General features: G+C 52.2%; 18 protein-coding genes. 5 read left to right on the forward strand and 13 right to left on the reverse strand.

What is annotated here, in order from left to right; all coding sequences use genetic code 11:
- Positions 1–5: 5 nt before the first annotated feature.
- Positions 6–554 (reverse strand): GNAT family N-acetyltransferase, encoded by a 549-nt coding sequence (locus ACYVI1_RS03570; protein WP_460906760.1) that lies wholly within the window; start codon positions 552–554, stop codon positions 6–8.
- A gap of 174 nt (positions 555–728) precedes the next feature.
- Here ACYVI1_RS03570 and ACYVI1_RS03575 point away from each other — a divergent pair, with 174 nt between their 5' ends.
- The gene (locus tag ACYVI1_RS03575) at positions 729–1,745 is read left to right on the forward strand and encodes a zinc-binding alcohol dehydrogenase family protein (RefSeq protein WP_460906762.1); all 1,017 of its coding nucleotides are present in this window, start codon (positions 729–731) and stop codon (positions 1,743–1,745) included.
- 70 nt (positions 1,746–1,815) lie between these two features.
- Positions 1,816–3,945, forward strand: a complete 2,130-nt coding sequence (locus ACYVI1_RS03580) for a glycoside hydrolase family 31 protein (RefSeq protein WP_460906764.1) — start codon at positions 1,816–1,818, stop codon at positions 3,943–3,945.
- A 62-nt stretch (positions 3,946–4,007) separates the two neighbouring features.
- On the opposite strand, the gene ACYVI1_RS03585 is transcribed toward ACYVI1_RS03580, so the two are convergent.
- A complete protein-coding gene (locus ACYVI1_RS03585; RefSeq protein WP_460906766.1) occupies positions 4,008–4,904 on the reverse strand; it encodes a helix-turn-helix transcriptional regulator in 897 nt (298 codons plus the stop codon).
- 301 nt (positions 4,905–5,205) lie between these two features.
- Between ACYVI1_RS03585 and ACYVI1_RS03590 the strand changes: the two genes are divergently transcribed.
- Positions 5,206–7,923, forward strand: a complete 2,718-nt coding sequence (locus tag ACYVI1_RS03590; protein WP_460906768.1) for an alpha-L-rhamnosidase — start codon at positions 5,206–5,208, stop codon at positions 7,921–7,923.
- Between the two features lie 165 nt (positions 7,924–8,088).
- Here the strand turns inward: ACYVI1_RS03590 and ACYVI1_RS03595 are convergent, their stop codons facing one another.
- Positions 8,089–10,857, reverse strand: coding sequence for a vWA domain-containing protein (locus ACYVI1_RS03595; RefSeq protein WP_460906770.1), 2,769 nt, complete (start codon positions 10,855–10,857; stop codon positions 8,089–8,091).
- A gap of 151 nt (positions 10,858–11,008) precedes the next feature.
- A complete protein-coding gene (locus ACYVI1_RS03600) occupies positions 11,009–12,175 on the reverse strand; it encodes a methionine aminotransferase (protein ID WP_460906772.1) in 1,167 nt (388 codons plus the stop codon).
- Positions 12,176–12,499: 324 nt separating this feature from the next.
- Here ACYVI1_RS03600 and ACYVI1_RS03605 point away from each other — a divergent pair, with 324 nt between their 5' ends.
- A complete protein-coding gene (locus ACYVI1_RS03605) occupies positions 12,500–15,691 on the forward strand; it encodes a SusC/RagA family TonB-linked outer membrane protein (protein WP_460906774.1) in 3,192 nt (1,063 codons plus the stop codon).
- 52 nt (positions 15,692–15,743) lie between these two features.
- Positions 15,744–17,276 carry a SusD/RagB family nutrient-binding outer membrane lipoprotein gene (locus tag ACYVI1_RS03610; RefSeq protein ID WP_460906776.1) on the forward strand — a complete coding sequence of 511 codons (1,533 nt, stop codon included), beginning with the start codon at positions 15,744–15,746 and terminating at the stop codon, positions 17,274–17,276.
- A 95-nt stretch (positions 17,277–17,371) separates the two neighbouring features.
- Here the strand turns inward: ACYVI1_RS03610 and lepB are convergent, their stop codons facing one another.
- From lepB to ACYVI1_RS03655, 9 genes are all read right to left on the reverse strand, one after another.
- Positions 17,372–18,544 carry a signal peptidase I gene (gene lepB, locus ACYVI1_RS03615; RefSeq protein ID WP_460906778.1) on the reverse strand — a complete coding sequence of 391 codons (1,173 nt, stop codon included), beginning with the start codon at positions 18,542–18,544 and terminating at the stop codon, positions 17,372–17,374.
- 155 nt (positions 18,545–18,699) lie between these two features.
- Positions 18,700–19,440, reverse strand: coding sequence for a 4-hydroxy-tetrahydrodipicolinate reductase (gene dapB, locus ACYVI1_RS03620; protein ID WP_460906780.1), 741 nt, complete (start codon positions 19,438–19,440; stop codon positions 18,700–18,702).
- A gap of 2 nt (positions 19,441–19,442) precedes the next feature.
- The gene (locus ACYVI1_RS03625; RefSeq protein WP_460906782.1) at positions 19,443–20,336 is read right to left on the reverse strand and encodes a DUF5683 domain-containing protein; all 894 of its coding nucleotides are present in this window, start codon (positions 20,334–20,336) and stop codon (positions 19,443–19,445) included.
- A 10-nt stretch (positions 20,337–20,346) separates the two neighbouring features.
- Positions 20,347–21,267: a ParB/RepB/Spo0J family partition protein gene (locus tag ACYVI1_RS03630; RefSeq protein ID WP_460906784.1), complete on the reverse strand. Its 921-nt coding sequence runs from the start codon at positions 21,265–21,267 to the stop codon at positions 20,347–20,349.
- A 91-nt stretch (positions 21,268–21,358) separates the two neighbouring features.
- Positions 21,359–22,141 carry a ParA family protein gene (locus ACYVI1_RS03635; protein WP_460906786.1) on the reverse strand — a complete coding sequence of 261 codons (783 nt, stop codon included), beginning with the start codon at positions 22,139–22,141 and terminating at the stop codon, positions 21,359–21,361.
- 173 nt (positions 22,142–22,314) lie between these two features.
- Positions 22,315–23,337 (reverse strand): SPASM domain-containing protein, encoded by a 1,023-nt coding sequence (locus tag ACYVI1_RS03640; protein WP_460906788.1) that lies wholly within the window; start codon positions 23,335–23,337, stop codon positions 22,315–22,317.
- An 18-nt stretch (positions 23,338–23,355) separates the two neighbouring features.
- On the reverse strand, positions 23,356–23,865 hold the full coding sequence (locus ACYVI1_RS03645; RefSeq protein WP_460906790.1) for a hypothetical protein: 510 nt from the start codon (positions 23,863–23,865) through the stop codon (positions 23,356–23,358).
- A gap of 18 nt (positions 23,866–23,883) precedes the next feature.
- The gene (locus tag ACYVI1_RS03650) at positions 23,884–24,381 is read right to left on the reverse strand and encodes a Uma2 family endonuclease (protein WP_460906792.1); all 498 of its coding nucleotides are present in this window, start codon (positions 24,379–24,381) and stop codon (positions 23,884–23,886) included.
- Positions 24,382–24,591: 210 nt separating this feature from the next.
- The gene (locus ACYVI1_RS03655) at positions 24,592–26,586 is read right to left on the reverse strand and encodes an alpha-amylase family protein (RefSeq protein ID WP_460906794.1); all 1,995 of its coding nucleotides are present in this window, start codon (positions 26,584–26,586) and stop codon (positions 24,592–24,594) included.
- Positions 26,587–26,766 lie beyond the last annotated feature (180 nt).

Here is a 26,766-nt window from a genome sequence, read left to right on the forward strand (position 1 = left end):
GCCCGCTAACCAATCACCCGCACCAGCGACTTGTCGTAGTGTTTCAGCCAATCGCGCCGGAGAATGGCGTAGAGGTATTCATCCTCAAATTCACCCCGGTCATTAAGCCCCGACTCGCGCATAACCCCCTCAAACTGGAAGCCAGTAGTTTTCTCAATTGACCGCTTTGAGGCACTATTTGAGATCAGACAACCCGTCTCGACCCGGTTCAGCCCCAGTAACTCAAAGGCTAAATAAAACAGATGCGGCTTACTGCCGGGAGCAACCCCTTTCCCGCGCATGTGCAGGAGGGTATCTGCACCCGTGTACCCTTTCCGCTCCTTAAAACTGTCGATACCCAGCAGGCTCAACCCCGCCAGTTGGTTGTTCAGCATGGCATAAAAGCCATACTTCGTTCGTTCTCCGTTTTCATAGTCCGGAAGGTAACTTTCAGCTATCTCCCGAATCATCTCATCGGAATCAGGAAAACCCCGAAACAGTTCATAGACCCCGGTCAGGTTGTCTTCATTGATGAGGTGCAGCGTAATCGAACCAGCCTGTAGCGCGTTAAACATAGGTCGTTAAGCGAACGTTTTTGGTTAATATCGCTCACGAATCGGATAATTCATAGTACATTCTATAGTAAGAAATGCGATTCCTTTGCCTTGTTTTACATTGACCACCTACCTCCTGACTCTCCGGGTCTGACTCATAAAACCCAACCGGCAACAAACAAAGCTTATTTCGTGATGAAGTCATTAGTATGTACCACGCCCGGCCAATTTGCCTATCAGCAGGCGCAAAAGCCCGTTCTGACACCGGGAAACGCCATTTTGCGCGTAAAGCAAATAGGCATCTGTGGTACAGACCTGCACGCCTTCGACGGTACACAGCCTTACTTTTCCTATCCCCGCATTCTGGGGCACGAACTGGCAACTGAACTGGTCGAAGCCGACGGCGCGCCCGATTTTTCGCCGGGAGAAGCCATTACGTTTATTCCGTATTTCAACTGCGGTCACTGCATCGCCTGTCGGGCGGGTAAGCCCAATTGCTGCGTATCCATGCAGGTAGCTGGCGTTCACATTGACGGGGGAATGGTCGAGTATCTGTCGGTGCCGTCTCATTCGCTGGTGCATGGCGAAGGCCTGGGGTTCGATGAGTTGGCGCTGGTGGAGCCGTTAGCCATTGGCGCTCACGGCGTTGGGCGTGCCAATGTCCAGCCCGGTGAGTTCGTGCTGGTAATTGGCGCCGGACCAATTGGGCTGGGTATTATGGAGTTCGCCCGGATTGCAGGGGCAACGGTTATTGCCCTCGACCTCAACGAGAGCCGACTGACCTTCTGCCGTCATAACCTGGGCATTCTTCACACCATCAACGCCAGTGCTCCCGATGTAGTCAAACAGCTTGGCGTCATCACCAACGGCGACATGCCCACCGTCGTAATTGACGCCACCGGAAGCCTGCGAGCCATTAACACCGCCTTTGCGTATCTGGCACACGGGGGTCGATACGTACTGGTTGGCCTGCAAAAGGGCGAGATCAGTTTCAGCCATCCCGAATTTCATAAGCGGGAAGCGACGCTGATGAGCAGCCGGAACGCCACAAGATCTGACTTTGAGAGGGTAATTACCAGCATGAAAAACGGCTTAGTTGACCCAACGACCTATATTACTCACCGCGTTAGTTTCGATCAGGTGAGCGACGAATTTGCCCAATGGCTTAATCCGGTCAATAACGTCATCAAAGCAATGGTAACGATGGAGTAGAATGAGTGGCCTTACCCCGGCGGCCTTTAGACCAGGGCAATTGATAAGCATAGAATGAACCCTCAGGACTTTGAAAACGCTCTTTTTTCTTTTATTTACCCTTCAGGTAACCACAGCCCAAACGTTCGTCTGGACTGCCGTGCAGCCTGGTGTCTGGAAAGCCACAGTTGGCAAACCTGAAGCCTATAACCTGCTGACAGCCAGCGGAGTCACGCCGAATGGCCCGGCATTGGCAGCGTTGAAAAAGGTACCGTTCCCACTCCCTCAGCCGTCCATCACGGCCCGCATTGTCAATGGGGAAACATACCTGCGCTTCCCACTCGACCGAATGGAACAGCTTTATGGCTTCGGCTTAACTTTCCAAACTGTTCATCAGCGGGGCCGGATTCTGAACCTGCACGTCGACCACTTCGGCGGCTCCGACAATGGCCGAACTCACTCGCCAACACCGTTCTACGTATCGTCAAACGGCTACGGCGTCTTTATTAACTCAGCCCGCTACCTGACCGTTTACGCCGGTACGGCCGTTCGCAAAGATAGTCCCGACCCGCCCCAATCGCAGGATCGCAATACGGACAAATTCTGGACGAGCCGCCCTTATTCCGATGCCGTAGACGTGCTGGTACCGGCTGCGGGGGTGGAGATCTACGTCTTCGGCGGTCCAACACCATTGGACGCTGTCCGGCGGTATAACCTGTTCAATGGTGGGGGCTGTCTGCCGCCCCGCTGGGGGCTGGGTTTCGCGCAGCGGGTCCAGAAACTTTATACGGCCACGGAGGTACAGGCCGAAGCAGAGCAGTTCGAGCACAAAGGATTTCCGCTCGACGTCATCGGGCTGGAACCCGGCTGGCAGAGCAAATCATACCCCTGTACCTTTGAGTGGGACAAAACGCGCTTCCCCGACCCGAAGGGTTTCGTGCAGACCATGCTCAGCAAAGGCATCCGGACTAACCTCTGGCTGAATCCGTATGTGGCACCCTCGGCATCCATCTTCAGGTCGATTGCACCGTTTACGGCCTCGCACACTGTCTGGACGGGGCAGGTTCCTGATCTGACCCTGCCACAGGCGCGGCAGATTCTCTTCGGTCAACTGGAAAAAGATGGCGTACACATCGGCGTGAGTGGCTACAAAATTGACGAAGTGGATGGCTACGATTCATGGCTCTGGCCCGATGTCGCAACGTTCCCATCGGGTCATGCCGCTGAGCAGATGCGGCAAACCTATGGGCTGCTCATGCAACGCTACAGCACCGATCTGTACCGAAAACAGAATAGCCGAACATTTGGTCTCATTCGGGCCTCGAACGGGGGCGGCTCTTCGTTTCCGTATGTTATTTACAACGACTATTACAAGCACCAGGACTTCATCACGGCGTTGATTACCAGTAGCTTCGCCGGGGTTTTATGGACACCCGAAGTCCGGTCGTCCGATACGGGCGAAGAATGGTTACGCCGGTTCCAGACGGTGGTTTTCTCGCCAATGGCGATGATCAATGCCTGGGACAGCGGCAGTAAACCCTGGTCGTTTGCCGACGTGAGCAGGGCGGTGCAGGACATGGCCCTGCTGCGGATGCGGATGATGCCGTACTGGTATAGTGAATTTGCCAAATACCACTTTGAGGGAACGCCCCCCTTCCGGGCAATGAATCTTGAAGAAGGGTTTACGTCGGAAGTAAAAAGTGAAGTTGTAACAACGAGTTTAGAGAAAAACCCCTACGCCGAAGCGGTCCGAAAAGAGTGTAAGGACCAGTATATGGCTGGAGAATACCTGCTGGTAGCGCCCCTGTTTGCCGGGCAGAAAAGCCGCACTGTCACGTTGCCCAAAGGAAACTGGTATGATTTCTACACCGGCGAACTGGTCGGTAATGGTCAGCAGATCAGTGCGTCGCCGGGGCTTGACCGGATTCCGGTGTACGTGAAAGACGGGGGCATTGTGCCGATGATGCCCGCCCGGCTCCACGGGCCCAAAGCGGGCGAAACCGTGCCCATCGAGGTTCGGTATTATGGCAACAAGCCAGGCATGTATCGGCTTTATGACGATGATGGCGAGACGTTTGCCTACGAAAAAGGGCAGTATAGTTTTCGGGAGATTCGTGTAATGAAGCCGTCCAGCGGCCAGATCAACGGAACTATTTCCGCACCCGAACCCGGCAAACCCAACACGGTTGGAGCGGTAACGTTCCGGCAAATGACGAAGTGAAACCTACCCTCAGCCTAAAGGCCCGGAGCTTGCGCCGACTATACGCTTTCGCCAGAATCAGACTAAGTTAGCAAAATACTCTTTCGATACTGCGAAGGTGCCAGCCCGGATTTTTTCCGGAAGATTTTAGAGAAGTGAAAATCAGATTTAAAGCCGAGCTGGACCGCAATCTGACCAACCGTCAGGTCGGTCTCTCTGAGCAGTTGCATCGCCCGCCTGATACGCAGATTGAGGTGATACTGCCCCGGCGCCGTACCAACGATTCGTTTGAACTCCTTTCGAAACCAGACGTAGCCTACATTCATATCCCCGGCCAGTTGCTGAAGGTCCAGTTCGCGTTCTTCGTACTCGTGAATTCGGAAGCGTGCCTGTTGAATGAGCTGGTGGCGCCGGTTCTGGTCCGGACTGGTCATGATCGCCGATGCATACACCAGCGCCAGCATCTGGATTGTCAGGCAGGAGGACAGCGGCCCGGCCGTTTCGGTACCAAACCGGACCGTATCGACTAAGTGCGTCAGGATATACAGCAGTTCGCTGTTGAACCCAATTCGAATTAGCGGAGTGCCGGGCTGGAAACAGGCCTGCTGCATCAGATAGTCGACATAAGGGCCTTTAAAACCCACCCAGAATTCTTCCCAGCCCGTTTCCTGAGCAGGCCGGTAGCGGTGCCAGTTTCCCGGAAAAAGCAGAAAAGCCGTACCCGCTTCGATCAGCGTCGGTTTCATGCCTTCGGCCTCAAAAATGCCCTGCCCACGAGAGATGTAAACCAACTGAAATTCCTCGAGTATCCGCCCTTTTTCCCAATCGAAGACATAGTCTGCCGGGTGCTGATAATCAGGGTAACGAACTCCCGGCGGGTGGATGTTATGACCTACGTTTACTACAACGACCCCCCAACTGGGATTATGAAGGGCTTCTTCCACAACCACTTTCTGGTAGTATTTGCGAAATAACGTCATTACGTATCAAATAAGACAACTAAAAAATCAAGAAGTACGCGTAAAGATAGGAAGAGCCATCGTTTATTTGCACTATTCCTTTTTATTGTTTACACATAACAAGCCTGATACTGCTAACCAGGCTTAACTGGGATCTTCAGGGTGCGTATCAACCAGAGAATGTTAACTCAACAGGATGTTGTTTTTGATATACAGGTGCTCTTTCCGATACATTATGTCCATTAATATGCGATTCCTACTACTTTTCTTGGCTCTAACCGGAAATGTCTTCACCCTTGTTGCTCAATCAGCGGGTGCGATAATGCCCGTTAATCTCCGCTGCGAATACAACGAGAACCCACAGGGCATTGAAACGCTGAACCCCCGGCTGAGCTGGCAACTTAAATCAGCCCAACGCAATCAAGAGCAAACCGCTTACCGGGTGCTGGTGGCCGACTCGCCGGAACAGGTGCAGAAAGGGCTGGGGAATGTTTGGGATTCGGGCAGGCAAGCCTCTAATCAGTCGCTGCTGGTGCCCTATGCGGGCAAACCCCTGCTGGCGGCAAAACCGTATTTCTGGAAGGTGCAGGTGTGGGACAAAGCTGGTAAGGCATCGGCCTGGAGTTCGGTGGCGCTCTGGCAAATGGGCTTGCCAACGGCCGCCAACTGGGGAAAAGCGCAGTGGATTGGGTTAGAGAAAATGGATTCGGCAAAGCGCGTTATCCCGGCTGTCGAGTTTGGGAATACGCTGGAGTCGCAGCACAGCCGGCCCGATTTGGTAACAGCCAAAAACGCGCTACCCCAGTTTAGAAAGGAAATTGTGGTGCAGAAATCGCTTAAAAGCGCTACCGCCTTCATCTCCGGGCTGGGTCATTTCGAGTTATTCCTGAATGGCAGCAAAGTAGACGACCATGTGCTGGACCCTGGCTGGACGCAGTACAATCAGGTGGCTCAGTACGTTACGTTCGACATCACCAAACAGATGCATAGAGGAGCCAACACGTTTGGCGTGATGCTCGGCAACGGGTTTTATAACATCCCCAATGAGCGCTATAAAAAGTTAGTACTGACCTATGGCTACCCGATGTTCATCGCCACTATCCTCATCGAGTATGCCGATGGCACAACCCAGACCGTTGTCAGCGACCTAACCTGGAAAACGACGCCAAGTCCCGTCACATTCAGCAGCGTGTTTGGCGGGGAGGACTATGACGCCACGCAGGAACAAAACGGCTGGCTGAACGCTGGTTACGACGACCGTAGCTGGCAAACGCCTTTTGTTGTGCATGGGCCACCCCGGCTATCGGCGCAGGTTCAGGACCCCATCAAGATTCACGAAACGTTCACGGCTACTCTGCCCAAAAGCCCTAAAAAAGGCTTTTGGGTCTATGATTTGGGGCAGAATATGTCGGGCTTTCCGCAACTAACGGTAGTCGGAAAACGCTCGGCAATCGTTAAACTAACGCCCGCCGAACTCCTCACCGACAGCAGTTTAGCCGACCAGCGGGCGGTAGGTCCTGTTGTGTTTTTTACGTATACCCTGCGCGGCAATGGCATCGAAACCTGGCATCCGCAGTTTACCTACTACGGCTTTCGCTATGTGCAGATCGAGGGGGCGGTGCCTGCTGGCGAACCCAATCCCGACAAGCTGCCGGTCATCCGGGAAATCAAGGGCCTGCATACGCGCAATGCGGCCCGAAAGGTGGGGTCGTTTACGTGTTCCAACCCGCTTTTCAATCAGATTTACACCCTCATCGACTGGAGCATCAAAAGCAACATGGCCAGCGTTCTGACCGACTGCCCGCACCGCGAAAAATTAGGGTGGCTTGAAGTGACGCACCTGATGGGCGGCTCGGTTCGCTATACCTACGACATCGCCCGCTTTTATGCGAAAACCGTTCACGACATGCAGCAGGCCCAAACACCCGACGGCCTGATTCCCAGCGTCGCGCCGGAGTATCCGCGATTTGGGGGTGGGTTCCGCGACTCGCCCGAGTGGGGCAGCGCTGCGGTAATGTTGCCCTGGTATCTGTATCAATGGTACGGCGACCGGCAACTGCTGGCTGATAGTTACCCGATGATGCAGCACTATGTCGCTTATCTGGGCAAAAAAGCTAAAGACAACATCCTGACGCACGGTCTCGGCGACTGGTATGACCTCGGCCCCAAACCGCTTGGCCCATCTCAGCTTACGCCCAGAGGCATCACCGCCACAGCAACCCAGTACTACGACCTGATCATTCTGGCCAGAACCGCCCGGCTACTCGGCAAAACCCGGGAAGCTACCCAGTATGATGAGCAGGCTGCGGTAGTGAAACAGGCGTTCAACCAGACTTATTATAACCCCAAAACAGCCCAGTACGGTACGGGAAGCCAAACGGCCAACGCTATGGCGTTGTACATGAATTTAGTTGAACCCGAAAACCGGACGGCTGTTTCGGCGAACCTTATTAAGGACATTAAAGCCCGGAATAACAGCCTGACAGCGGGCGACGTGGGCTATCGGTATCTGTTGCTGGCATTGGGGCAGGCGGGCGCGTCGGACGTGATTTTCGACATGAACAGCCGCACGGACGTACCGGGCTATGGCTACCAGCTTAAAAAAGGCGCTACGGCCCTGACCGAATCCTGGCAGGCCAACCGCGATGCGTCGAACAACCACATGATGCTGGGGCACCTGATGGAATGGTTTTATTCGGAACTGGCTGGCATTCAGGAAACACCGGCCTCCATAGCCGGTAAGGAAATCGTCATTTATCCCAAAATCGTGGGCGATGTAAAAACGGTAGACGCCCAGTATGAGTCCCCGTATGGTATCGTCGGCAGCCGCTGGACGAAGGAAGCGTCACGTTTCGGCCTGACGGTGGACGTGCCCGTCAATACCACAGCATTGGTGTACGTTCCCAGCGACAAATCGTCGTCCATAACCGAAGGTGGCAAACGTATTCGGCAGCAAAACGACATTCAGTTTGTTCGGCAGGAAAAGGGGTATGTTGTTTATAAAGTCGGGTCGGGAACCTACCGGTTTCAATGCCGATAGTTAGATTGATAAGAGCCGTAAATGGCCGGTCTATTCAGCAATAGGACAGGATAAGCTTACACTATCTTGTTTGACCCCTCCGGGGTCAGATATTTATAGCAACTATTCTCTCTTTAAACATCTGACCCTGGAGGGGTCAAAATAAGCTGGTGAAAAATTGTTCAACTACTTTGTCGATACTTGTTTGGCCTGTGCTTCCAGAATCAATTGGCCCGTGGCGTTGTCGGCCGTTACGTGCGTAAAGGTGCCTTTGCCCAACTGACTTAATTTTTTCAGGTTCTGGCCGGTAAGCGGGTTTCGGCCAAAGGTGAAAACCGTCAGATATACGTCCTGGCGGGCACTCTCGCCAATTAACTGGAACACGTCGTCACTAACGGGAAACTCGCCATCTGTAGCTAAGATAATCCGGTTATTACCCGCCCGGATATAATTTTTATTGGCTACTTTGTAGGCTAACCGGATGCCTTCATCGCCGTCGGTATCGCCTTTTGAGTCAAGCTCATCAATAACGCGGGCAATCTCGTCGGCCTTCGCGCCCGACGTTGGTTTCAACACTACCCGCGCTTTGCCCGAATACACCACAATGGAAATCTGGTCTTCGGGACGAAGCAGTTTCAGGAGTGATTTAATGGATTTCTTCAGCAGGGGCATTTTAAACGGCGAATCCATCGACGCCGATACGTCCAGCAGCAATACCATGTTATTGGTTGCAAACCCACTCAGCGAAGCAGGCGCTTCCCGCTGACCGCCCCGATCGATATAAACCGTATCGACTTTTGTCCGCTCCACAAAAACGGTATCCCGCTGCAACGTCTTTTGCTGAGTTACTTTCGCCACCGGTCCTGTAGTCGGCCCGGTCGTGCTGATGTTGCTGCCACCTACTTTGGATGGTTCGGGGGCAGTGGTTGGCTCCCTAACTGGCGGCTCGGCTTTCTGGGGCATTGGCGTAGGTAACGCTGACGGGAGTAACCGACGAAAGGTCAGCATGTCTGGCTGGTTGATGGCTTTGAGTACCCCTACTTTGGCCAGTTCGCTGAACTTGTTATACTGGTAGACCAGTTCGTTGTTGTAGAAATAATAAAACGTCTCATACGCATTAGACGACGAGGCCAGAAAGGCGGGTTTCACCGTCTGCGCTTTCCCGGCAAACCGAAGCGAATTCTCGGCAAGGTCTTCGTAAGGCGAGTACGGGCATAATCCGTTGCTGCGTCCGTAGCGTTGCAGCCCTTTCAGGTTTTTGTATTCGTCCAGCATCAGCATCCGGGCGTCGGCTTCCAGTTGGGTTGTAACGGGTAGCTGGGCGGTTTCGCTTTTCAGATACCCCTTCACCCCAAACAGAACCTCCTTGTCGTTGTCCAGCGTTTTCAGCAAGGCTTTACCCGCTATGTGCCAGGTGCTGGTGGGGTCGGCTACCGGATAGCTTTCGTGGATGCGACGAACATCCCGATAAAGCTGCTCTTTTTTCTGGTCGAAGGTATCGAACAGGTAGGCATACCGATCCAGAATGGCATCGGAGCGTTGCAATTGATCCTGTAGGTATTGTTTCTCAACTGTGTAGGCAATTAATTCGATGCTCAGGCCGTCCATTTCTTTCAACATAGCCAAAAGCACCTCCGCCTGGCGGTTAATGGACGTTCGATAGGAAACCGGAATGTGCTGATTCGCCGTCAGCAGCAGTTGATATTCCGATACGGGCACTTTATACTCGTCGTGTGAATAAGTCAGGCTGGCCCGTTGCTGATTGCGCGATGGATCCCGATAATACTCCGCCGATGATTGATAGTTGCGGACCAGCGCCTGTAAGTGGTGCATCTGCCGCAACGATTCATTGATACAGTCTATGTAGCCGTTCAGGGCCAGAAACGTGGCCCGGCTGGCCGGTACAGCGGCCGGTTTCGTCGTAAACGTGAGGAGTGGCTTGTCCTGAAAAGGCGCAGTTCGGGTTGTTTTCGGCGTAGTTGGTGCAGGCGGCTCAACAGCAAACACTGGACTGAACTTCGGGTAATTCAGCAGTTGCCGCGCCGTTCGACTATAGTTGACAAAGGACTGGTGCATGGCCAGCAAATCCTGATTATACTGCTCAATCAGCGACAGATAAACCTCGTTACCATGCCGCGACGATTGCCGGGCCGCAAATGTATGGTCATCGACAGCCCTGCTCTTTATAGCCTGAATCCGTTCGAGAGCCGATTTAAAACTACTCACCATATCGGAAGCCGGGTACTCGATTCCCGACTGCGCTTTTCCGAAACCCGACAGGAGTTTCTCGTCTGCCAGCATACTTTTCTGCACCTGCTGAACCGGCCAGTCCGAGGGCAGGTCTTCATTGAGGTAGTAGGTCAACGTGTCGAGCAACTGCCGCTGACTGAGCAGTACCTGATCCATTTCTCTCTCGCTGCTTAGATAGGGGTCCGTCGGCAAATACGGCTGATACCGGCGATAGACGCGCTGTATCTGCTTATAGAAGGCGTCCTTATCGCGGCTAAACTGGCTGAAAAGGGCCTGCATTTCACGAATCAGCCCGTCGGACTGTTTCAGACCATCGCGCTGATAATCGTTTAAGCGAACGTAGGTTTCTAAGGATTTACCGGTTTGGTCGAGCTTGGTGAGCAGTTGCCAGAGTGCCTGCGCGTTGGCGGTTAGCCGTTGTTTTTCGGCTTCGGTCAGTCCGTTACCCGCCAATGCTTTCTGATAATAGTATTCTTCCAGCGGCCCCGACGAAGGCAGCCGGAGCAGGAAGTCAGCCTTTTTTCGGTACCGGTTCACCTCCGCCTGGTAGGCCTGCAGCATTTTTAACCGATTAGCCAGCACATCGACCGATTGATTCAGGAACGCCACGTATTGATTGAGTGACTGCTGGGGCGTTTCCTGTGAGGGACGGGCAGTTGCATAAGCGGACGACATAATCAGGAGCCAATAAAGAAAGGTCTGCATAAACCAAATGTCGGAATCGTATCCATCCGGAACAGTAACTCCTTTAGCTAATGGTTCGATACCCAACGAACAAACGTAGTAAACGGTAAGGCAAATGACTAAGGCGAATCAATAGGGAGTGGAAATGGGTTGATAACCAGTGGCGAATAAACTACAACCGGCTCAATCGCTCGGCGGCTTCCTGCAAAACGGCGTCGTCTTTAGCAAAACAGAACCGAAGTATCTGGTAATCATTCTTCTGATTATAAAATACCGAGACCGGAATGGACGCTACGCCAATCTCTTTAGTGAGCCGCACGGCCAGGTCATAGTCGGGTTCGGGGGTAATGGCCGCGTAGGAAACGGTTTGAAAAAAGCTGCCTTCTGCCGGTGTAAACGTGAAGCGGGAGCCGCGCAAACCAGCCAGAAACAAATCGCGTTTACGCTGGTAAAAATCCGGTAACTGCCGGTAGTGTTCGGGTTGTTTGAGGTAATCGGCCAGGGCGTACTGAATTGGGGTGACGGTGCTGAAAGTCAGGTACTGGTGAATCTTTCGGAACTCAGCAGTCAACTCTTTCGGCGCCAGGCAGTAGCCTATTTTCCAGCCCGTTATATGAAATGTTTTGCCAAAAGAACCCACCACAAACGTGCGCTCCCGCAATTCGGGATGCGTCATCAGGGAGTGATGCGTTCGTTCATCGAACAGAATATGCTCATAAACCTCGTCGCTCACAAGCCAGATGTTGCGGTTGCGGATGAGGGTTGCCAGTTGATTCAAATCGTCGGGTGTCCAGACGTGGCCCGTCGGGTTGTGGGGCGTGTTAACCAGAATCAGCCGGGTTTTGTCCGTAATTTTCTGGCTTACAGCCTGCCAGTCGATGGCATAGTCGGGAGGAGTTAGCGTTACGTAAACGGGTATACCGCCATTCAGGTCAATGGCCGGAACGTAGCAATCGTAGGCTGGTTCAAACACCAGCACTTCATCCCCTGGGCGCACTACAGCCGTCACAGCGGCAAAAATGGCTTCCGTCGCGCCCGACGTAATGGTAATTTCCGATTCGGGATCGTAGGTTACGCCATACTCCTCAACCGTTTTTTGGGCCAGCCGCTCGCGCAAAACCGGAACGCCCGCCATCGGTGCATATTGATTGACTCCCTTCCGTAAATACTGCTCAACCAGCGAAACCAACTCAGGCGAACAGTCAAACCCCGGAAACCCCTGCGACAGATTGATGGCCCCGGTCTCGGTTGCCAGTTTCGACATGACCGTGAAAATCGTCGTGCCGACGTTCGGCAGTTTGGACGCGGGCGGGGTTGCTGAATGTATGGAGTTGTTCATTTGTCTTTACGGAATAAAAGCTGCCCTAACGCTGACAAACCCACATTTATACAAATTGGGCGGTAACGGGCGATGGCAAACGCCCGGTAAAAATAACGAATGATGGCCAGTGAGGTTCCATAAACTAACGTTCTGAAATGATGGCTGCTGGTTTAGGGTCATCTACTCAGGTAGGGTAAGTAATTTTACACGTTCAAATTTTTTCTGATGATTACTAAATTTGATAGTAGATACATCAAAATACGCGCTTTATAATGTTTAATTTAACTGAGAATATTTTGTCTTATTTGACTATATGAACATTAACTTAACTGCTATCCTCTTATGAAACACCTTGTACCGATTAGGGTCAGTATCTTTAGTTTACTGCTATGGGTAACGCTCCTGATTACCCACGTAACCCAGGCGCAGGACCGGCGCGTAACAGGCCGCGTTTTGTCGGGCAAAGACCAACAGGCCATTCCGGGCGTAAACATTCTTATCAAGAATACGCAAACCGGAACAACCACCGACGCCAATGGAAATTTTACGCTCAATACAGGTCCTAATGCCACCCTTATCGTTAGCGCCATTGGATTTTCGGGGCAGGAAGTCGCCGTCGGCAATCAGTCGCAGCTAACTATAACGCTTCAGGAAGGCGATCAAAACCTCAATGAAGTGGTTGTAACGGCCCTGGGTATCAAAAAAGAAGCGAAACGCTTAGGCTACGCAACAGCCATTGTGAACCCTGAGCAGGTTACGACCAACCGAACGGTCAACTTCATAAACGCTCTCCAGGGGAAAATTGCCGGGGTCAACATCAGCAGCCTCGGCACAGGGGCAGCGGGCAGCAGTAAAATCCGAATTCGGGGCCAATCCTCGTTTTCAGGACAGAACAGCCCGCTTATCGTTATCAACGGGGTGCCAATTGACAATACGAACTTTGGGCAGAACACGGGCAATACCGGGGGTGATAACTCTGTCGGTAGCCGGAGTGGAACGAACTACTCCGACGGTGGCGACGGGCTTTCATCCATCAACCCGGATGATATTGAGGGAATGACCGTGCTGAAAGGCGGCACCGCTGCGGCTCTCTATGGCTCGCGGGCAAAAGATGGCGCCATCCTGATTACGACCAAGACGAAAGGCGCCAGCCAGGGAATTGGGGTAACGTACAACACCAACTTCACGACCGATCACCCCCTGGATTACACCGACTATCAGTATGAGTATGGACAGGGCGAATACGGCGTTCGGCCCCAGGCGGCTAACCCAACATCGGGGGTGTGGAGTTTTGGCGAGAAGTTTCAACCCGGCATGACACAAGTGCTTTTTGGGGGCGTAACGGTGCCGTATGAGCCTGTTCGCAACCGGGTCAATACGTTCTATCGGGATGGCTCCACCTGGACAAATTCGGTTTCGCTCTCGTCCAGCAGCGAAAAGGGCGGCTTCAACCTATCGCTGTCTAATCTGGATAATAAAGGCATTACCCGCAACAACACGTTTAGCCGGAAAACCATTAACCTCGGTTTCAGCTACAACCTGTCGCCCAAACTCAACATTACGGGTACACTCAATTACTCCAATGAGTACAACAAAAACCCGCCCCAAATTGCCCAGCAGGACAACAGTACGCCAACTGTGCTGTATACGCTGGCCAACTCCATGCCGTTCGATGTGCTGGAAGCCAACCAAATCAATCCGGCAACGGGTAATGAGTTCGTGTATTCGCGGTTTATGAACCGGACGAATCCGTATTTTACCATCAACAACAAATTCGAGAACATTCGCCGGGATCGTCTGTTCGGCAACATCGCGGCTCGCTACAACTTTACCGACTGGCTCTACGTACAGGGCCGGATAGGGCAGGATTACTGGTCGCGGGATCAGGAGTATAATTTCCCGACGGGGCAGGCATCTCTGGCGGCAGCACCCGCCGGGTTTGTGAATGGAACCTTTGTGCAGGAGGCCCGCCGGTTCCGCGAACTCAACACCGACTTCTTAATCGGGGCCACCCGCAAGTTTGGTGTCATTGGCATTGACCTCACCGCTGGTGGAAACCAGTTATACCGCCGAAGCGACCTGAACAGTGTTCTGGTAACCGATTTCATTGTCCGGGGGTTATATGTACCGCAAAACGGTCGGGTAAAGGACCCGCTCTATGGCCTTAGTGAACGCAAAGTAAACTCGCTCTACGGCGCGGCAGAAGTTTCGTTTAAAGACTTTCTGTTCCTGAATGGAACCGTTCGGAATGACTGGTTCTCGACCCTTGCCCCTGCTAACCGCAGTATTCTGTACCCGTCCGTTACGGGTAGCTTCGTCTTTTCGCAAGCCTTCGATAACCTGCCATCCTGGCTGAATTTCGGGAAACTCCGCGCAGCCTATGCCGAAGTTGGTAGTGATGGCGACGTTGCGCCGTACTCGAACAATTTATTCTACGGGGTCAATGCCAATCTGTTTCCAAATCCTGGCGGGCAGGGACAGCCCGTGGGTTTCATCACGTCGAATACCGTACCGAGTGCTACGCTCAAGCCCAGCCGGGTGGCCGAAACGGAGGTGGGCCTTGAGTTGAAGTTGTTCAACAACCGGGTTGGTTTAGATCTGGCGGTTTATCAAAAAATAACCAGCGACCAGATCGTTCAGGCCCAGTCGTCCGATGCGTCGGGCTTCACCAGCACACTGATTAATAATGGTCAGAGCCGGAACCAGGGTGTTGAAGTGTTACTCAATTTGTCGCCGGTACGAACCAAAAACTTCTCCTGGGACGTAATCCTGAACGGCTCGTACAACAAAACGAAACTGCTCAAACTGCTGACCGACACGCCCGGCGAACAAATTGTTGTTGGCAACGGGGTTTATGTTGGCGACCTCCGGCAGGTGGTTGGCGAAGAATTAGGCCAGTTATACAGTTTTGGGTATGTACGCAGCGCGTCGGGGCAAATTGTGCATGGGGGCGATGGCCTTCCGGTGCGTACACCCGCCCCAATTTCGTTTGGTTCGGCCCTGCCCAAGTATGTAGGCGGTATTACCAACACGGTTAATTACCAGGGGTTAAGCCTGTCGTTCCTGATCGACTTCAAATTAGGCGGCAAAATGATTTCGGGCACAAACCTGAATGCGTTCCGGCATGGCCTGCAGAGCGAAACGCTGGTTGGCCGGGGTGAGGCCGACAACAAAATGGTGGGCGTTGGCGTCAACGACAAAGGCGAAGCCAACACCGTGCGGGCGTTTGTACAGGACTACTACTCGGTGGGCCGCTCAAAAAGCCTTGGCGAGCAGGTTGTGTATGATGCCGGTTTATGGAAACTTCGGCAGATCAGCCTCGGCTATGATTTCACTAAACTTCTGCCCAAAAGCCTGTTCATTAAAGGCATCCGTGTGAGTGCGGTTGCTAACAATGTGGCCATTCTGAAAAAGTGGGTGCCCAACATCGACCCCGAACAGTTTGGCTTCAGTTCCGACAACCTGATTGGTCTGGAATCGACGGGCCTGCCTACCAGCCGAAGCATTGGCTTCAACCTGAATGTTAAATTCTAACCCAACTCTATACGGTATCAAAGCCCTTATAGGTGTCAACAATATACAGTTCATGAAAAAGAAAGTTTTGATTCTACCACTTCTTGCCCTGCTCGTATCGACCAGCAGTTGCGACAAGGGATTTGATGACCTGAACATCAACCCAACAGCGGCAACGGCGCTTAACCCGGTTTTTACGTTCAACAACGCCATGATTAACACCGCCTTTCCGGGGTCGACACTGGTGTTTGAGCATCCCATTGTGCAACAGATGTTTTCGCCCAACTCCGGCGTTTTGGCGGGGGGCAATTTCAATATCGACAATCGTGGGCCTACGGGTCCTAATGCGGCTATCTGGCAAGGCTACTACCAGAATGTCATTCGCTATCTGGTTGATGTGCTGGCGCAAACCAAAACCGATACCAAGCGCAGCAACCTGTACAACATGGCCCGCATCTGGAAGGCCTATGCGTTTATGGTATTGACCGACTCTTACGGGGATATTCCCTACAGCCAGGCTGGCCTGGGATATCTGAGCAGCAACATAACGCCTAAATACGACACCCAGCAGAGTATCTACGACGACCTGATTAAAGAACTTACCGAAGCCACCACAGCCCTCGACGCGACCAAACCCACCGAAGCAGGTGAGATTACGTATGGAGGAGATATCGCCAAGTGGAAAAAAGCCGGTAACTCCATTCTGCTCCGGGTAGGTATGCGCCTGTCGAAAGTGAACCCTACGCTGGCCCAGTCAACAGTGCAGAAAGCCGTTGCCGGTGGCGTGATGCAGGCCAATACGGATAACCTAACGGTTCGCAATGATGCCAACTACAAAAACGCCGTAGGAAATACGCTCAACTCAACCGAAGCAGCTAACTATTACCTCACGGGTTATTTTGTGAACTACCTCAAATCGACCGCTGATCCCCGGCTCATGTCGATTGCGGTGCGCTACGTAGGGGCCAAAAGTGGACCGGAACAAACAGCGGCCCGCGCCAACCGCGACCCTGCCGTGCAAATTGGAATGCCCCTTGGTTTTGATAATGGCACAATTCCAGCCCGGGCCGTTGCCGATAAATTAGCCAGTTTTTACGATTATTCGCAGTTAGACAGAACCCGCTTAGGCCGCTTCGACGCACCTACCTTCTTAGTCACGTATGCCCAAACACAATTGCTACTGGCCGAAGCCGCCCAGCGCGGCTGGACGACGGGCAATGCCGCTGATTTTTACAATGCGGGAGTAACCGCTCACATGCAGCAATTAGGTATAGTGGATGCTGGTTCGGCAGTGCCCGCAGCGGCTATTACGGCCTATTTACAGGCGAATCCATATGTGGCGGCTAAAGGGCTGGAGTTAATCAATACGCAATATTGGGTAGCTTCATTCCTGAATGGCCCTGAGGCATTCGCCAATTTCCGGCGGAGTGGCTTCCCGGCCTTAACGCCAAACCCCTATCCGGGCAAGGAAATCAAAGGGAACTTCATTAATCGCCTAAGCTATCCTGATTCGGAAATAGCCGTCAATCAGGTTAATCGGGCTGAAGCGGTTGCCCGGCAGGGAGCCGATAATTTAGATACCCGCGTTTGGTGGGATAAACAGTAATATTCGTTCTATTTTTCCTAAAACAAACAAGCCCGACCATCATGGTCGGGCTTGTTTGTTTTTGTCGTTCCGAACAATGACAAAAAAATCATTCGTTAATCAATCGTTCTGAACAGGCGATTCCAGCGGATTTTGTTCCAGACGTTAGCCGGGTTCGGGTCGAGCGACATCCAGACGAATACTGCCTTGCCAACGATGTGATCTTCGGGCACAAAACCCCAGAACCGGGAGTCGAGCGAGTTGTCGCGGTTGTCGCCCATCATGAAATAATAATCCTGTTTGAAGGTGTATGAGCGGATGGGTTTCCCGCCGATTTTAATAGCTGTAGGTGTCACGTCTACCTGCTCATTCTCCTCATATAACTGAATGACGGGTCCATAAAGCGCAATCGTTTGGGCATTAAGCTGAATGGTTACGTCTTTTTTTGGAATGGTAATGGGGCCAAAATTATCGTGATTCCATTTAAAGACAGGCGTTCCGTAAATCATGGAGGCCATTTCGCCCGGCTTATCGACCATGGGTTCAATGCCTTTCACAAAATCGAAGCTTTTAAATTTAGCGATCATCACCTCGGTTGTATTGACGCTATAACCAACCATGGTCGATGTTTTGGTCGAATCGTTGTATTGCTCCAGCGGTTTCCAGTTTTCGGTGGGTTGGTTGGGATCGCGGTAGTCATTCACGATCTCATATTTACGAAAGAAGTTGGCATCGAGTACTTCCGTCGTTTTTATAAAATATTTCTGCTCGGCACGGGGTGGGGTCGGAAAAGCGGTTCCGTTTACGTACACTGCCCGCTGCCGAACTTCCAGCACGTCGCCGGGAATGCCGATACACCGTTTGATGTAGTTGGTTTTCAGATCGACCGGATAATCAATGTTGTCATTGAGGTATTTGGGCGGCACATTGAACACGACAACATCGCCATTTTTAACGTGGGTGAAGCCCGGCAACCGATACGACGGCAACTGAATGGCGGTGCTGTAGGACGGAATCTCAGTTCCCCATATTTTCTGGTGCGTTAGCGGCACCTGCAACGGAGTCCGGGGGGTGCGGGTGCCATAATGCAACTTGCTCACGAAGAGAAAATCGCCCACCATCAGGCTATTTTCCATCGACGGCGTTGGAATTGTGAACGCTTCCATAAATAACCACCGGATGAGGGTAGCGGCCACAACGGCGAATAATACCGAATCGAACCACTCACGAAGGGCGGACTTTTTAGCTTTGGCCGGTTTTGCTTCGGCTCTCGTTTTTACTTCAGACACGTTATCTACTGATGAATTATAAATGATGAATGATGACAGGGTCGGGTCGCCCGCCGGAGCGATGATGTGCCCGAATAACGAAGCATATTCTTTTAGTACAGAAGATTAAGTAACGAAATTACGAAGACATCCTGATTTAGTTAATCATTCATCATTCATAATTCAGCATTCCCTAAAAGATCATCCATACCAAACACGCCCTCACGACCCACCAGCCACTCGGCGGCAACCACCGCGCCAAGGGCAAACCCCTGCCGACTGTGTGCAACGTGCGTAATCTCAATCTGGTCAACGTCGGAATCGTACCGAACGGTATGCGTTCCGGGCACAGTTCCCTGCCGCAATGATTCTATTTCGACAGCATCCGCTGCGTTAATCAACGAGGAATCAGCGTCTTTAGTTACCCAACGGCGTTTAGCAGGTAAGTGTTCCAGCGCCCCCTCGGCCAGTGTAATGGCGGTTCCACTGGGCGCATCTTTCTTCTCAGTATGATGAATTTCGGTCATCGACACCTGATAGGACGGGTAGTTTCGCATAAACTGTGCCAGCACTTTATTCAGCCTGAAAAACAGATTAACCCCAATGCTGTAGTTCGATGCGTAGAAAAATGCGCCTGTCGTTTGCTCACACAAGGCTTCAATGTCGGCCCGGTGGCTGAGCCAGCCCGTCGTGCCACAAACAACGGGCCAGCCCCGCTCGAGACAGTACTTTATGTTATCGACCGCCGATTCGGGCGAGCTGAATTCAATAACGACATCAACCGCATCCGACTTGAGCCTCGTCAAATCAGCGTGGTTGTCAGCGTCGATGCGGCCTGCAATCTGGTGACCCCGTTCGAGCGAGAGCTGCTCGATGGTCTTGCCCATTTTGCCATAGCCAAGCAGGAGAATGTTCATGTTTATTTAAACGTAAAGGCCATCCGAACACCTGGCACAAAGCCCGTTCCAGGCATAGTTAGCACATTGGGTTCAACACGCATCGTGATGTCGTCGGTTAAATCAAAGGTTTTCAAATGAGCCGCTACATTGGCTTCAACGATGTTGATAGCCCATAAAACGGTGGATAACAGTAGGTTTAAGTCGCGGTAACGTCGGAAGGTATCATAGGCATTTTTGGCGTTTGCCGTTGTCCGAAATACATTTTTTCGGTCCGAAAATGGGTCGATACCGATAACGACCTCTTCTACCCGCGTATATTGGGCTGGTATAGAAAAAGGCGTCGGGTTGGTCAGCAAAGCAGGCACGCTACCCGGTACTAATGTAACCTTTTGAGCTTCGTAAACTTTATCGCCATATAGCAACCGACGATAGCCCGTTTCGGCTTCCTTCGCCAGACTGCTGTAGCGCACGAACAGGTAGCCCATCACGCCAAAGCCAGCGTAAATGAACGGAATTTTATAATACTGTCGATTATAGGCCTGACCCAGACCGGGCACTATTAACGAGCGAATTGTCGCCTGTCTGGGAATGATTTTACGGATTTTCGCTTCCTGTTTCGCCGTTACCGCCAGCGTATCGGGGGCTACATCCGACAGACCGGTAGGTACGCGAATTCCATTCCGCCGTACCGACTCAGGAATCGTGTCGGCCGCTGAGCGTATCTGCCGGGTCGAGTCGGTAGCGGCTGGCGTGCGGGCGGGCACGGTGGCAGGCGCTTGTGCAAATGCAGGGCAAGGCGGTAAGCTACCGAACAGGACGGCCCAAAGTGCCGTGAAAAACAATTTCATGAACAGACAACGTCCAGCTACGTTTCGTTTCGCCCGTTTACCCACCTTTTTAAGGTAATTTAACACGGCTACGAGGTTAACTCTGGGAGTTTAGCACCTCCAGAATTTTGGTCAACTCTTCCTGCGAGGTAAACGGAATTTTGATTTCACCTTTGTGTTTTTCGTCGGCTTTTATGGATACGCGGGTGCCAAATAAGGACGATAACTTGAACTGAAGACTCCGCATTTCCTGCTTAGGCAGTGTAATTCGCCGGGTGGAGTTGAGTTCGTGAGCATCCTCAGACAGGTTCCGGACGGCTTCTTCGACTTTTCGTACCGACCATTCTTCATCAACCGTTTTGGTAAATAACCGAATCTGGGTGTCGGGATTTTCGATGTTGATGATGGCGCGGGCATGGCCCATCGAAATCTTATTGTCTCGCAGGGAAGCCTGAATAACGGGCGGCAGTTTCAGCAGCCGGATGTAGTTGTTAACGGTGGTGCGGTTTTTACCGACGCGCTCGCCGAGTTCTTCCTGTTTCAGGCTACACTCGGTGATGAGCCGCTGGTAGCTGAGGGCAATTTCGATGGCGTTAAGGTTCTCCCGCTGAATGTTCTCAATCAGGGCCATTTCCAGCATTTGCTGGTCGTTGGCGGTGCGTACATACGCCGGAATGTGGGTGAGTCCGGCAATTTTAGAGGCCTGCAAACGCCGTTCGCCCGCAATAAGCTGGTAGCGGTCTTTCCCTAATTGACGAACCGTAATAGGCTGAATAATACCCTGCGTTCGGATGGAGTCGGCTAATTCATGAAGGGCTTCTTCGTCGAAGCGGGTCCGGGGCTGAAAAGGATTGGTTTCAATCAGCGACAGACTAATTTCGGTCATGGTGCTGATGGATTCAAACGGCGAGGGTTTCGACTGCCGACTAACCGATTCGCTATCGTGCAGCAAAGCACCCAAGCCACGGCCCAGTCCAATCATCTTCTTATTCGGTGCTTTGGTGTTCGCGTTGTCCATAAAACGACTTACGATTTACGAGGTACGAATTACGATTTATTGCTGACGCACGCCAAAAATCGTACATCGTCAATCGTCAATCGTACATCTTTTATGCTTCCTGCGGCATCATGCCATTCTTAATCAGAATTTCACGGGCCAGATTCAGGTAACTGACGGCCCCTTTGCTATCGGCATCCTGCGCCAAAGCCGGAACGCCAAAACTGGGCGATTCGCTCAGCCGGATATTACGCGGAATGATGGTACTGAAAACCATTTGCTGAAAATGACTCGTCACTTCCCCAACTACCTGATTCGACAACCGAACCCGCAAGTCGTACATTGTCAGCAGAATGCCTTCGATAGCGAGATTGGTGTTCAACCGCGACTGAATTATTTTGATGGTATTGAGCAGTTTACCTAACCCTTCGAGGGCAAAGTATTCGCACTGCACCGGAATAATAACCGAATCGGCGGCTGTCAGGCTATTGATGGTAATCAGACCCAGCGAGGGCGAACAGTCGATAATGATGAAGTCATACTCGTCGCGGATGCTATCGAGCGTGGCTTTCATCTTATCTTCCCGATTCTGGAGGTTAATCATCTCAATTTCAGCCCCAACGAGGTCGATATGGGAGGGTAATAAGTCCAGATTTGGGAAATCGGTCTGAATAATGGCGTCGTGCGGGCGAACCCCCTCCACCATACATTCATAAATGCTATTCTCGATTTCTTTGGGGTTGTAGCCTAAGCCCGAGGTGGAATTCGCCTGCGGGTCGGCATCAACAATAAGTGTCTGAAATTCGAGGGCGGCCAAACTGGCGGCCAAATTGATTGTTGTCGTAGTTTTACCGACGCCCCCCTTTTGGTTGGCGATAGCAATGACTTTACCCATGGGTCTCTGTGCGTTGCAGACCCAAAGATGCCGGATAGTTTCCACGAATCCAAGAACTGTTTCACGGAATGTTCCACAAAGAGCAATTAGTGAATGAGCGAATGATAGAATGAGTGAATAAGGCTTGCGTCAGCTATTCACTCATTCTATCATTCGCTCATTCACTAATTAGCTTACGCCCATACGGTTGTCCCCTCGGTGCAGTTGCGGCACATCTCGATTTCGGAGCGGGACCGAAGCAGCGTTTGGCGGAAATCGTGGTAGGCCGGGCCACGCCAGAGGTCGGCAAAGGATTCGGTCTGGAGATCGCCTAAGCGGTGGTGGGCGTCTTTATCGAAACAACAGGGTACAACCAGGCCATCCCAGGTTATCACGCAGGAGTGCCACATTTTCCAGCAGTGGTCGCCAAAGCCATTTTTAATCTGGTAGGTTCCGTCGGGCTGAGGGGCGTATCGGCTATATTGGTCAAGGGTCGGGATGAGGTCGGAGCCGTGTTTGTAGTCATAAATCTGGGCTGTTTTCAAGCCTACCTCATCCACGCCCAGTTCGCGGGCCAGTTTTTTAACCCCGGCAATCTGGTGCTCGTTGGGCTTTACGACTAAAAACTGAAACACCACGTGTGGAGTGCGTGATTTCAATTCTTTCTTCCAGCGAATGATGTTCTTCGTGCCGTCGAGTACTTTTTCCAGCTTCCCGCCCACCCGGTATTGCTCGTAGACCTCCTGTGTGGTACCATCAATGCTGATAATGAGCCGGTCCAGACCCGACTCAACCGTTTTGCGGGCGTTGGCATCGGTCAGGTAATGGGCGTTAGTGCTGGTGGCGGTGTAGATGTTTCGGTCGGTAGCGTAGCGCACCAACTCCAGAAACTGTGGATGCAGGTAGGGCTCACCCTGAAAGTAGAAAATCAGGTACAGCAGCGTTTCGTGAAGTTCGTCGATGGTGCGTTTGTAGAGGTCTTCGCCAAGCATTCCCGTTGGACGTGTAAATGACCGCAAACCGCTGGGGCATTCGGGGCAGCGGAGGTTGCAGGAAGTCGTCGGCTCAAAGGAAACGGACATTGGCAATCCTCGGTGCATCGACTGGCCTGCTTGCCGCGACGCATAATAACTGTACAGTACCTTCAGCGCATTGGCCACCCGTTTGGGCGTTAGCTTGGACGCGAAGTTAAGGCCGTCGGCGAGGTTGCGGTTCATGCAGGCAAAGGTACGACCTTAACTGGCGGCTGAGGCCATCATGGTCATGTAAAGATTGGCGCCGTATCCACACGCCAGCAGTAAAACAATCAAGTTCGGGTCGGGGGTCGGCGTAAAGGTATCGCTAAAGGCAACGCCGTAATTATAAGCCAGTTTACTCCACTGAAACGTTGGTTCGAGCTGCAATAGTGGCATTTTCTGTTCGTCTTCCAGCACAAATCGAAAATCCCAGAATCCTTTGGTTTTCAACCGATAATTGGTTGTATGCCCCGCCCGACTCTGAAGTTTGATAAGAATATGCCCCTGCCAGTTGAAGGTTATATCGCCCTGATCAGCCTCGTTGATGAGCACATCGAAGGCAGAATGCCAGAAATTGCGGGGTTTGATGGTGATTCGGTCTTTATAAACGCTGGCACTACCCCTACTGGAAAACCAGTTTTCATATTGAAAGTGAGTAACGAGAGTGCCATTTGCATCGAGCAAATCGAAACTGCCGACACTGGATGTTGAGGATAGCTGGAAGTTCAAAATTGTCGCCGAAATTAATTAACGAAACACCTTTTTCAAATCAATCGAGATGCCGTTGGTTGGGTCGGTGAGGAGGTCATTATGAAAAACAAGTTCGTCGGCGTTGGGTTGCAGAATAACGACAGAGCGGAACGTTGGCTGCACGAGCCAGTATGACTTTACACCAGTGGCAAAGAATGATTTAGCTTTTTCGGTTAGTTCCGTAACCGTTTGAGAAGGCGATAGGATTTCGACAACCGTTAGCGGAATGCGAGCCACCTTCACCTCGTCCTGCATCCAGTTTATGGGTGATTCGGGAAATATACTCAAAGCTGGCACTGTGGGTGGTGTGGTGCTTATCAACGACATTTCGCTGCCAACAGTGAACTGGTCTTCGTAACCGTTCAATAATTGCTGTGAAATTCGGGCCTGAATGATGGCGTGATTAAAACTGGGCATAGGTTTTCCGCGTTCGCGTTCATATTCTGAGCGGACAACCTCCTCAATCGTCTGTTCTGCAACTGCAACCGCTTCCATAATTTATTACATTCTTTTGTGCAAGATACTCGTAAAAGTTGATTCTCTCAGAAGCTGTTTGAGTTAAATTTTGGTGATAGAAAATAACGATTTTTTGTCAGAATGTATCCGGTAAAGTCCTCATTTAGCTCTGCTAAACTCCGGTTTTATCGGATACATTCTGACAAAAAAGCGAATTTTGGATGGCAAAAGATTAACTCAAACAGCTTCTCAAGGTTCAACTAACTTCCAAACCCGGCATCCTTCTTCTTCAAAAACAACCTCGCCCGCAGGCAGTTTCGGCAAAGCTTTAGGAAGGTTGCCGGTCAGGCTGGCCGCAAACATGTAGGCGGTTGGTTCGGTATGCGTCCAGGCAATGTAGGAATCCCCCCCCGCCGACCCGTCGGCGGGGGGGGCTATCCAGCGGGTTTCCTTACCGATAATCTCAGGCCAGATGCTTTCGGCAAAAGCGCGAATCCGCCCGATGGCGACAAACTGATCGGCGTTTTGGCCCCATTCAAACGGCCCGTGCGTCACTTTGTCGGGCTGGCGGTCGTCCTCAATCCGAAACACATACAGCTTAGTATATTCTTCGTTATTTCCGCGTTGCTCGTGCCGATTCCGCACCTCAAAACCCAGGCCAACGTAGCTGGGCATATCGGTTAGAAACAGGGCCGTAAAATAGCGAAACAGATTGCCCGTGCGGTAAAACTCATCGAATCGCGGGTCGTCTTTGTCGGCGGTCATGACCGTAAAATTTGGGGCAAACCGGCGCGTTTTGAGATAGTGGTCATACGCGGCAAACTGCTGCCGGAACCCCGCCGACCCCACGACCATCGACTGCAAATCGCCCAGGGTAGAGTCGGCCTCGATGGCTTCGAGGTGGTCGGGTTCGTTGCCATAGCCCATCGTATCGGGTGGCGCCAGAAATGTCTCGGCAAAAAACGCATAATACGGCACACCAGCCGCCTGCACGTATTTTTTGATGGCCCGTAATGGATCGTAGTATGGGCCAATTGTTGCCGGGACGCCTGCGGGCTGCATCTGCACGTGCGCCATATCGCCCCGCATGAAGTCGAAATTATACGTCCGCTGGCAGTCGTTCACTTTCCGGCAAATGTAATCCCAGGCGGGGCGATTGGGTCGGTCGAAGTCCAGTTCCCAGTGCTGGTTGTTATCTTTCGATTCGTAGAACCGGTAGCGGGCCAGCGGCCCGAACACCCGCGACATAGCTTCGGGTTTATCGAACGCATACTGATACCAGATTTGCCCGGAATCGTCAATAACATACTCGTTGGGGTCAATATGAATGCCCCGATAAGGCGGTGCCATGGTCATGGGCAACGTCTCGAAGCCCTGCGCCACTAAATGACGCATAAGTTCCAGCCGCCGGTTTAGCCGCCCGCCATAATCGTGGGGATACCCAAACAGCATCCGCAGCCGATGGTCGTCGGTCAGAACGGCGACATCGGTTGAGAAAAAAGCTTCTTTGGCAAACGTCAGGAGGGTGCCATCAGCCGCTCCCCGGAACTTCAGAAATTGCCAGATGGCTTCCTCCACATAGCGATAAACGAAACTGGAATGATCGGCAAGTTTGGCCGGATTGCCGCCTTTTTCGTCGCGCTGCACCCACTCGAACAGCGATGGACAGGCCAGCACCATTTCCGAAAACCGGTCGGTGTGTGGAATAACGTCCATGCCAACCGTGCGGCCCAGGGCATGGAGCAGATTCGTGACGGCTTTAAGCTGTTTTTCGACCGAGTCGAGTGCGGGTACGTATCGCGCCAGGTCTATATCAAAAAATTCGGGGTTGATCTGCCAGCTCACCATGCCGTATAAGCTCCCAACCACCCCCGGCTCCCAGATGGGCAGCAGGTGAATACTGTCGTGGCAGGCTGGCAGCGTCAACACATAGTCGATAATATTCCAGAAGGAACCAATGGTACGGACATTAATACCGACCATGTTGCTGCGTTTGAGCCACGATCCATCCGAATATCGTTTGGCAGGGCTGTCAATGGTTTCATCCGGGTTCAGAGCATGGCGCAGAACGTCGGTGCCCAGCCGTTTGTGCAGAATGTCGAGGGTTTGATAAACGGAAAGCTGCACGGCAGTTTGCGGCAGCAAATTAGGAATATACGACAAACGCCCTGATTGATAGGCATTTGTGTAGGTTGCATACTGTTGATACCAGTCGGATTGCAGATCGGTGATAGAGTTCGACATGGGACAAATGTAAACGAGTTTTTAGAAAACCAAATACACCTGTTTGGTATCCTAACTGAAATATTAACCCTCACCCCCGGCCCCTCCCGCAACGGCGGGCCGCCCAGTGGGCGAGGGGAAAAAAGCCATGTTCTGCTCCCCTCACCCACTGGGCGGCCCGCCGTTGCGGGAGGGGCCGGG

It is taken from the genome of Spirosoma areae, from assembly GCF_054781775.1.